Annotated in this window: 6 protein-coding genes; 4 read left to right on the forward strand and 2 right to left on the reverse strand. The window is 68.8% G+C overall.

Going from position 1 to position 7,911, the window contains the following annotated elements; translation table 11 throughout:
• Positions 1–123: 123 nt before the first annotated feature.
• Entirely contained in the window at positions 124–927 is an 804-nt protein-coding gene (locus tag H0X00_RS19350) for an NlpC/P60 family protein (RefSeq protein WP_293774046.1), read from the reverse strand.
• Positions 928–1,240: 313 nt separating this feature from the next.
• Between H0X00_RS19350 and H0X00_RS19355 the strand changes: the two genes are divergently transcribed.
• The 4 genes from H0X00_RS19355 (at position 1,241) to H0X00_RS19370 (ending at position 6,551) form a co-directional block, all read left to right on the forward strand.
• Positions 1,241–2,509 (forward strand): helix-turn-helix domain-containing protein, encoded by a 1,269-nt coding sequence (locus H0X00_RS19355; protein WP_293774047.1) that lies wholly within the window; start codon positions 1,241–1,243, stop codon positions 2,507–2,509.
• 251 nt (positions 2,510–2,760) lie between these two features.
• Positions 2,761–3,963: an acyl-CoA dehydrogenase family protein gene (locus tag H0X00_RS19360; RefSeq protein ID WP_293774048.1), complete on the forward strand. Its 1,203-nt coding sequence runs from the start codon at positions 2,761–2,763 to the stop codon at positions 3,961–3,963.
• Positions 3,964–3,990: 27 nt separating this feature from the next.
• Positions 3,991–4,926 (forward strand): alpha/beta hydrolase, encoded by a 936-nt coding sequence (locus tag H0X00_RS19365; protein WP_293774050.1) that lies wholly within the window; start codon positions 3,991–3,993, stop codon positions 4,924–4,926.
• Positions 4,923–6,551 (forward strand): NAD(P)/FAD-dependent oxidoreductase, encoded by a 1,629-nt coding sequence (locus tag H0X00_RS19370; RefSeq protein ID WP_293774051.1) that lies wholly within the window; start codon positions 4,923–4,925, stop codon positions 6,549–6,551. The genes H0X00_RS19365 and H0X00_RS19370 overlap by 4 nt, the downstream gene beginning before the upstream one ends.
• A gap of 139 nt (positions 6,552–6,690) precedes the next feature.
• Here H0X00_RS19370 and H0X00_RS19375 read toward each other — a convergent pair whose 3' ends face one another.
• Positions 6,691–7,776 carry a DPP IV N-terminal domain-containing protein gene (locus tag H0X00_RS19375; protein WP_293774052.1) on the reverse strand — a complete coding sequence of 362 codons (1,086 nt, stop codon included), beginning with the start codon at positions 7,774–7,776 and terminating at the stop codon, positions 6,691–6,693.
• Positions 7,777–7,911: the final 135 nt, after the last annotated feature.

Consider the following 7,911-nt stretch of genomic DNA (forward strand, 5'->3'; position numbering starts at 1 on the left):
CGCCGAGACCACCGCACCAACTGCTCACGTTCTTCAACGGTGAGCACCAACTCGACTTTGGGGCGTCCGGTTCGCGACATACCCCAGTCTACGACTTATCGACCGAATTTCAGGCGCACGACACTAGGGGAACGGGCGCACCACGGTCGGCATCACGGTCTGCCCGTACCGGGAGGTGGTGACAGTGCCGATCCGCGTGGTGTCCGGCCCCGAGACCGCCTCCAGGATCTTGCCGTCACCCAGGTAGATCCCGATGTGGTTGACCCTCCCGGTGGAGTTGCTCCGGTAGAAGACCAGGTCCCCGCGCTGCCGCTGCGCGAACGGCAGATGCTGCAGCCCCGGGTGCTTGTAGAGCTGCAGGCTCGTCCGGTACGCGGGGCGGACATGCTTGTCGAGCGTGATCGGCTGCGGGTCGAGTCCGGCCCGGTAGAGCGCCTGCAGCACCAGGCCCGAGCAGTCGACGCCGTACTCCCGGGTCCCGGCACCGCCCCAGACGTACTCGCCGCCGAGGTAGGGGCGGGCGAACCGGATCATCGTTCTGATCCGCTGGGCCGAGGTCGCGTCGAGGCCGAGCGCGGGGGTGGCCGTCCAGCGGTCCATGCAGAAGTCCTCGGCGAAGCCCATCGCGGCCCAGGTCTTCGGCCCGACCACACCGTCCACGGTGAGGCCTTTGCGCTTCTGGAAACGTTCCACCTTCGTCCGGGTGGCGGCGTCCATGGTCTCCCACGTCCCCTCGGGCATCCCGAGGCGCTGCTGCACCATCCGCACCTTGACGCCGTTCATGCCCGGGGTCAGGACGACGCAGCCCTCGGGCGGGGTGATCCTCGTGACCGGCTGCAGGCGGGCCGGCTCGGCCGCCCGGCCGACCGGGGCCGAGTTCGCCGCCAGAGCCAGGGCAGAGACCGCCACCACGACAAACCTGCGCATCCGCCCATGGTCACATCCCGATCGCCGATCGGCGGTACATCGCACGGGTGGAGCGCACCCGTGTCCGGGAAAAGTACGAATCCCCCGCCCAGCCCCTGCTCAGGCCCCGGTTTTCCGGTCTCCCACAACTCCGAGACCGTCGTAGGTTCTGCGATTGTCGGAATCCGTCATGTTGTGGAAGCGTGACGAGAGGTCGCGAGACGGGTGTCCCGCCGTGTTTCGCGAGCGTAGCGAGCGAAAAGGTCAGCACTGAGGGCTCCGCGAGGACGACGTCCGAAGCGGAGACCGTGCCGGCCACGAGAGGGCGGATCCGATGGTGGAAGCGAGTCTGCAGCTCGCCGGCGCACTGGGACCGGTCACGGACGCCGCGCAGCGGCTGGCAGGCGACCTGAACGCCAATTCCGACGCCCGCTTCGTCGCCGACCAGTGCATGAAACTGGTCTTCCCCGAGCGGGCCGACGACGACCGCTTCCGCGAGGCGATGCTCTGCAGCTCGTTCGAGAAGATCGACGCGATGTGGCGGATCATCGGCGGCCACGACGAGCTCGAGATGACCACCCCACTGGGGGCGTTCGCCTTCGCCGAGACCGCAGCCGAGATCGGCATCACCCTGCCGGAGTTCGAGCAGGTCTACCGCGTCGGCGCCGGGCTGGTCTGGCTCTGCTGGTACCGGCACGCCCTGGAGCGCGCGGCCATGCACGACGTGCCGGTGGCCGACCTGATCGGCGCGCCCACGTTGCTCATCCACGCCTACATCGACCGCGTCTTCGCCCCCGTCTACGAGCGCTACGACGCCGCCCGCACCGAGCACATGGGCAACAGCGACCACCGCCAGCAGAGCATCCTGCGCCAGGTCCTGGCCGGCACCAAGGCGATGGGCGAGGCCGAGACCGAGCAGGCCCTCGGGGTGTCGCTGGACGGCGAGCACATCGCGTTCGTGATCCGGGGCGACCGCCGGGTGGACCCGACCGAGCTGGCCGTTCGTATCAAGCGGAGCTGCGGCATCAGCGACACCCTGGTCTACCGCCACGACTCCGCCCCGGTGGTCTGGCTCTCCAGCCCCGGCCGCTTCAAGCCGACTCAGCTGCGCCGGGTCCGCGAGGCCCTGGAGCGGGCCGGGGCGCAGATCGCGATGGGCGAGCCCAGCGCCGGCCTGGCCGGGCTCGGCGCGACCGGCCGGGACGCCATGGAAGCTTCCCGGCTGCAGCAGAAGCTCGGCACCGAGGCCACACCGCTGCTCTCCTTCGCCGACGTCCGGCTGGAGTCGCTGTTTCTGTCCGAGCCCGAACGCGCGCGTCGCTTCGTCCAGGACGAGCTCGGCCCGCTCGATTCCGCCGATGCGCGGATGCGCCGGCTACGGGACACCGCGCTGGTGTGGCTGACGGCGGGTTCGCACGTCAGCGCCGCCACCCAGCTCGGGGTCCACGAGCACACCGTGCGGAACCGGGTCGCGCAGATCGAGGAGTTGCTGGGTCGCCCGCTGGCCGGCCGGCGCACCGAGCTTCTGGTCGCGCTGCGCCTCAAGCGCATCCTCGATGACGATGCCCCGCGGGTGGCGGCAACGGGGTCCCCACGAGCCTGACGAGCCCTCAGAAACCGGTTCGTCCGGCCGCCTGGCGGCCGGGCGAATTATCGGTTTCCGTGAGTCCGCTGACGATCACTCACCGCCAGGATGAGCGCCCTCCAGACACTTGACAGATGCCGTCAAGTGGGCCTTGTGACCTGGCTGTTTGTCGCCATTGCGCCTCGTCGGAGGCAGACGTAGCGTCCCTTCAACGCAGCCGCCACGGGCGCCTGCGCCCCCAGCGTGGACCCTGACGGGAGAGCCCCCAAATGCCGGACATCATGGAGAAGGTCACCAGCCCGCTCGTTGAGCGAGCCATTGGGATCCGCGACATCCTGAAACGGGATTCGCTGAAGGCCGATGAGGACCGCCGGCTGACCGACGCCATGGCCGAAGCCATGATCACCAACGACCTCTACAAGATCTGGGTCCCCCAGCGCTACGGCGGCTACGAGGGCACCATCCGCGACCACGTCGACATGTGCGCGGCCGTCTCCCGCGGCAACGCCTCCGCCGGCTGGGTGCTGGCCATGCAGACCGCGGTCTCGTGGATGGCCTGCTGGATGAACGAGGAGGGCCAGGACGACGTCTACAAGAACAACCCCGACGCCCGCCTCGTCGGCATCTTCACCCCGTGCAACGTCCCGGCGAAGCAGGTCGACGGCGGCCTGGTCATCAGCGGCGCCTGGCCGTACGCGACCGGCTGCCTGTGGTCGGACTGGGCCGAGGTCATGGTCCCGCTCATCGACGACCAGGGGAACTTCCTCGACGCCCTGTGGTGCTTCGTCCCGATGTCCGATCTGAGGATCGAGGACACCTGGTACTGCATGGGCATGAAGGCCACCGGGTCGAACACCCTGCACGCCGAGAACCTGTTCGTCCCCGAGCATCGCGTCGTGTCGATGCTCGGCCCGAAGGGCGTGCTGGCGGGCGTGCAGAACAACCCGTACGCCGAGTCCTCGCCGCTCTACCGGATCCCGCTGTCGATGGCGGGCACGATCTGCACGACCGGCTCGGTGATCGGCGCCGCGCAAGCGGCCCTGGACTACGTCCTGGAGAAGACGCCGAAGCGGATGATCTCCTACTCCACCTACATGGTTCAGGCCGAGTACCCGGTCAGCCAGGTGCAGATCGCCGAGGCCGCGACCCAGATCGACGGCGCCCTGCTGCACGCGCACCGCGCGGCCGACGATGCCTGGGAGGCGGGCGTCTCGGGCGAGTGGCCCAGCGAGACGCGGCGCGCCCGCGCCCGCTACGACGCCTCGTACGCGATGCGCCAGAGCAAGCTCGCCGTCGACACCCTGGCCAGCGTCGCCGGCGCCTCCGGCTTCGTCGAGGGCTCCGAGCTCTCGCGGATCTACCGCGACGTCGGCGTCGCGACGCTGCACGGCGTCTTCCGCCCCGACATCACCGCCCAGCTCTACGGCCAGCTCCTGCTCGGCCAGCCGCCGACCTGCTCCCCCATTCTCTGACCGACCTACCTACCTCGGAGACCCGACATGACTTCGATCGATCCGGTGGTTGCCGGTCTACTCGAGCAACTCAGCGCAGCACCCGATTTCGCGGACATGCCCGTGGCCGATGCCCGCGGGTTCGTCCAGGCGTTCATCCAGATGGAAGGAGAGGCCGAGGAGGTCGCGTCGATCACCGACGTGAACATCCCCGGCCCGGACGGCAATGAAATCGCGGCCCGCATCTACACCCCGCACACCGAGGGCTCGCGACCGGTGATCCTGTACTTCCACGGCGGCGGCTATGCCCTCTGCACCCTGGAGATCGCCGACAAGCCCTGCCGTGAGCTGGCGAATCTGACGGGTTGTGTGGTCGTCAACGTCGAGTACCGCCTCGCCCCCGAGGACCGGGCCCCGGCGCAGCTCACCGACTGCTACGCGGTCACCCAGTGGGCGGTGGGGAACATCAGCGAGTTCGGCGGCGACGGCAGCCGCCTCGCGGTCTCCGGCGACAGCGCCGGCGGTGCCCTGGCCGCCGGTGTCGCGCTGATGGCGCGGGACCAGGGCGGCCCGGCGATCGACCTGCAGATCCTGATCTACCCGATCACCGACGTGCAGGACTCGACCTTCCCCTCGCGGACCGAGAACGGCTCTGGCTACCTGCTCACGCAGCGGTCGATGGATTACTTCGCCGACCTGTACCTGACGCCGGATCAGGACCCGAAGGACCCCTACGTGTTCCCGGCCCGGGCCACCGACCTGAGCAACCTCCCGGACGCCGTCGTCATCACGGCGGGCTTCGACCCGCTCCGCGACGAGGGCACGCAATACGCGGAGAAGCTGGCGGCCGCAGGCTCGAAGGTCACCCACCTGCACAACGCCTCGATGATCCACGGCTTCATGTGGATGGGCGGCGTCGTGGCGCAGCAGAAGGTGGCGGTCGGCCAGCTCGCGGACGCGGTGAAGGAGAAGTGGTCCCTGTGACGACCCATTACGACGCAGTCATCGTCGGCGGCGGCTTCGCCGGCGTCCGTTCGCTCTGGGAGACGCGCCAGCTGGGCCTCTCCGCCCGGGTGCTGGAAGCCGGCACCAGCGTCGGCGGCACCTGGTACTGGAACCGCTACCCCGGCGCCCGTACCGACAGCGAGGCCTGGACCTACTGCTTCTCCTTCGACGACAAGCTGTGCCAGGAGTGGAACTGGACCGAGCGCTTCCCGGGCCAGCCCGAGGTGGAGGCGTACTTCAACCACGCCGTCGATAGTCTCGACCTGCGGAAGGACATCCAGTTCACCACCCGGGTGAACGGGTGCACCTACGACGAGGCCTCCAACACCTGGACGGTCAGCACCACCGACGGGGAGACCTTCACCTGCCGGTACCTGATCAGCGCGACGGGCCTGCTGCACCTGGCCCTCAAGCCACCGTTCCCGGGCCTGGACAGTTTCCGCGGCGAGTGGATGATGACGGCGAAGTGGCCGAAGGAGCCGGTGGACTTCGCCGGCAAGAAGGTCGTGCTGATCGGGACCGGCGCGACCGGGGTCCAGCTGATCCCGGTGGTCGCCCGCGACGCCGCGCAGCTGACGGTCCTTCAGCGCACCCCGAACTACGTGGTGCCCACCCGCAACCACGCACTCGAGCCGAACCACCTGGCCGAGATCAAGCGCAACTACGACAAGATCTGGGCCCAGACCGACGTGCAGGTGTTCGCCTTCGCGATGGACGCGGCGAACCGGATGTCGACCGACGTGCCGAAGGACCAGTGGAACCAGGTCTTCGACGCGGGTTGGGAGGCCGGCGGCTTCCGGTTCCTGTTCGAGACCTTCGACGACCTCCTGGTCAACACCGAGGTCAATGAGGCCGCCGCCGAGTACGTCCGCAACAAGATCCGCGCGATCGTGAAGGACCCGGCGACCGCCGACCTGCTCTGCCCGACGTACTACTACGGCGGCAAGCGCCCACCGATGGGCACGCACTACTACGAGAGCTTCAACCGGGAGAATGTGAAGCTGGTGTCGGTGGCGAACAACGCCATCACCGACGTCACCGAGACCGGCGTCAGGCTTGCCGACGGCACCGTGCACGAGGCTGACGTGATCGTCTTCGCGCTCGGCTTCGACGCCATGACCGGTGCTCTCGCGCAAATGAACGTGCGCGGTACCGATGGCCGCACGCTGCAGGAGAAGTGGAACCCGGAACCGGCGACGTTCATGGGCATCACGGTCGACGGGTATCCGAACTTCTTCATGCTCTCCGGGCCGCAGTCACCGTTCGCGAACATCCCGGTGGTCATCGACAAGTCGGTCAAGTTCATCGGTGGCGCGATTCGCAAGGCCCAGTCGGTCGGCGCCGACGTCATCGAACCGACGGCCGAAGCGGCGAGCGCCTACAACGAGCACTGCAAGATGCTGCTCGACTTCAACACCATCATCAAATCCGGAACGAGCCAGCACTCCTGGTTCCTCGGCGCCAACGTCGAGGGCAAGTCCCAGAGCGCGGTCTACTTCTACTTCGGCGGTGCCGCCGGCTTCTTCGGCGAGCTCAACGGCGTGATGGAGAAGGACTTCGAGGGTCTGTCCTTCAGCAAGCACGCCGACAAGGCAGTGGTCTAGCACCACCAGCGCCAGCCACGTTCAGCAGCGCGAAAGCCCCTGCCGGTCACCGGGCCGGCAGGGGCTTTCGTTTGTCCTACCGTTCCCAGTGAGCGACGACCGGTGCGAGCTGGGCGACCGACGGCCCTGGGCAGGACATCTAACAGACGATCGGCGGCTGACCCAGCAGTTCGCGGACCACGTTCTCCACCGGGGCGCACGGCGCGGCGATGCCGGGGACCTCCGGCAGCCCCGGGATCGCGGGTAGGCCCGGGACCGCCGGTGCCGGGCTCGGCGCGGCCTCGGGCGCGGTGGCCGGGGCCGGGGTGAGCGGGCCGGCCACACCCCAGTCGGCCTGGGTGTCGCCGTAGTCGTTCGCGGTCAGCTTGCTGGTCCGCTTGCCGTCGACCGTCATGACGTACAACTCGTCCTCGCCGTCACGGTCGCTGTCGAAGACGATCCGGGTGCCGTCCGGCGAGAAGGACGGAGTGGCGTCGAAGCCCGGGTCGTGGGTGAGCTGGCGTGGGGTGCGCCCGTCGACGCCCATCACCCAGATCTCCGGGTCGCCGGAGATGGTGCTGCTGAAGGCGATCCGGGTGCCGTCCGGGGAGAACGCGGCGTGGGTGTCGAAGGCGAGGGTGTGGGTCAACCGGGTGGCCCTGCCGCCGGCTGCGTCCATCACGTAGACGTCGCCGTTGCCGTCCCGGAGGCTGGTGAAGGCGATCCTCTTCCCGTCCGGGGACCAGGTCGGCTGATACTCGGTCTCGCTCCGGTCGGTGAGTTGTTTGCGGTTCTTCCCGTTGGCGTCCATCACGTAGAGATCGGCATTGCCGGCCTTCAGACCGGTGAACACGATCCGCATGCCGTCGGGTGAGAACGACGGCTCGATCGAGGGCAGGTCGCCGGTGGTCAGCCGGGTCAGCCCGGTGCCGTCGAGGTTGATCACCCAGATGTCGTCGGTACCGGCGCGGTTGCTGCCGAAGACGACGCGGGTGCCGTCGGGCGAGAACGACGGGTGCGCCTCGACGCTGGTCGGGTCGGCGATCAGCCGGACCGGAGCGCCGCCGGCTGCCTCGACCACGAACAGCTCGGCGTTGCCGTCCAGCTCGCCGATGTAGGCGACGCGGCCACCGGCGACCGGAGCGGCGGACGCCGCTCCCGGCAGCACCGTCACGGCGGCACCGATCGCCGCAACGGCGACCAGGGCCGGCCCAGCGGTACCCCAGAACCTGGCCGCCCTCCTCATTCCATGACGGTACGGCACCAATCGGACGCGCGTGCTTATGCTCGCGACATGCGCAGGCCGGTACCCCGTCGACCGAGCGCGGTGCTGACGGTCGGTCTCGTGGCGGCGCTGGCCGGCGCCGGCGCGGCCGAGGCC

It is taken from the genome of Sporichthya sp. (genome assembly GCF_013815995.1).
GTDB lineage: Bacteria > Actinomycetota > Actinomycetes > Sporichthyales > Sporichthyaceae > Sporichthya.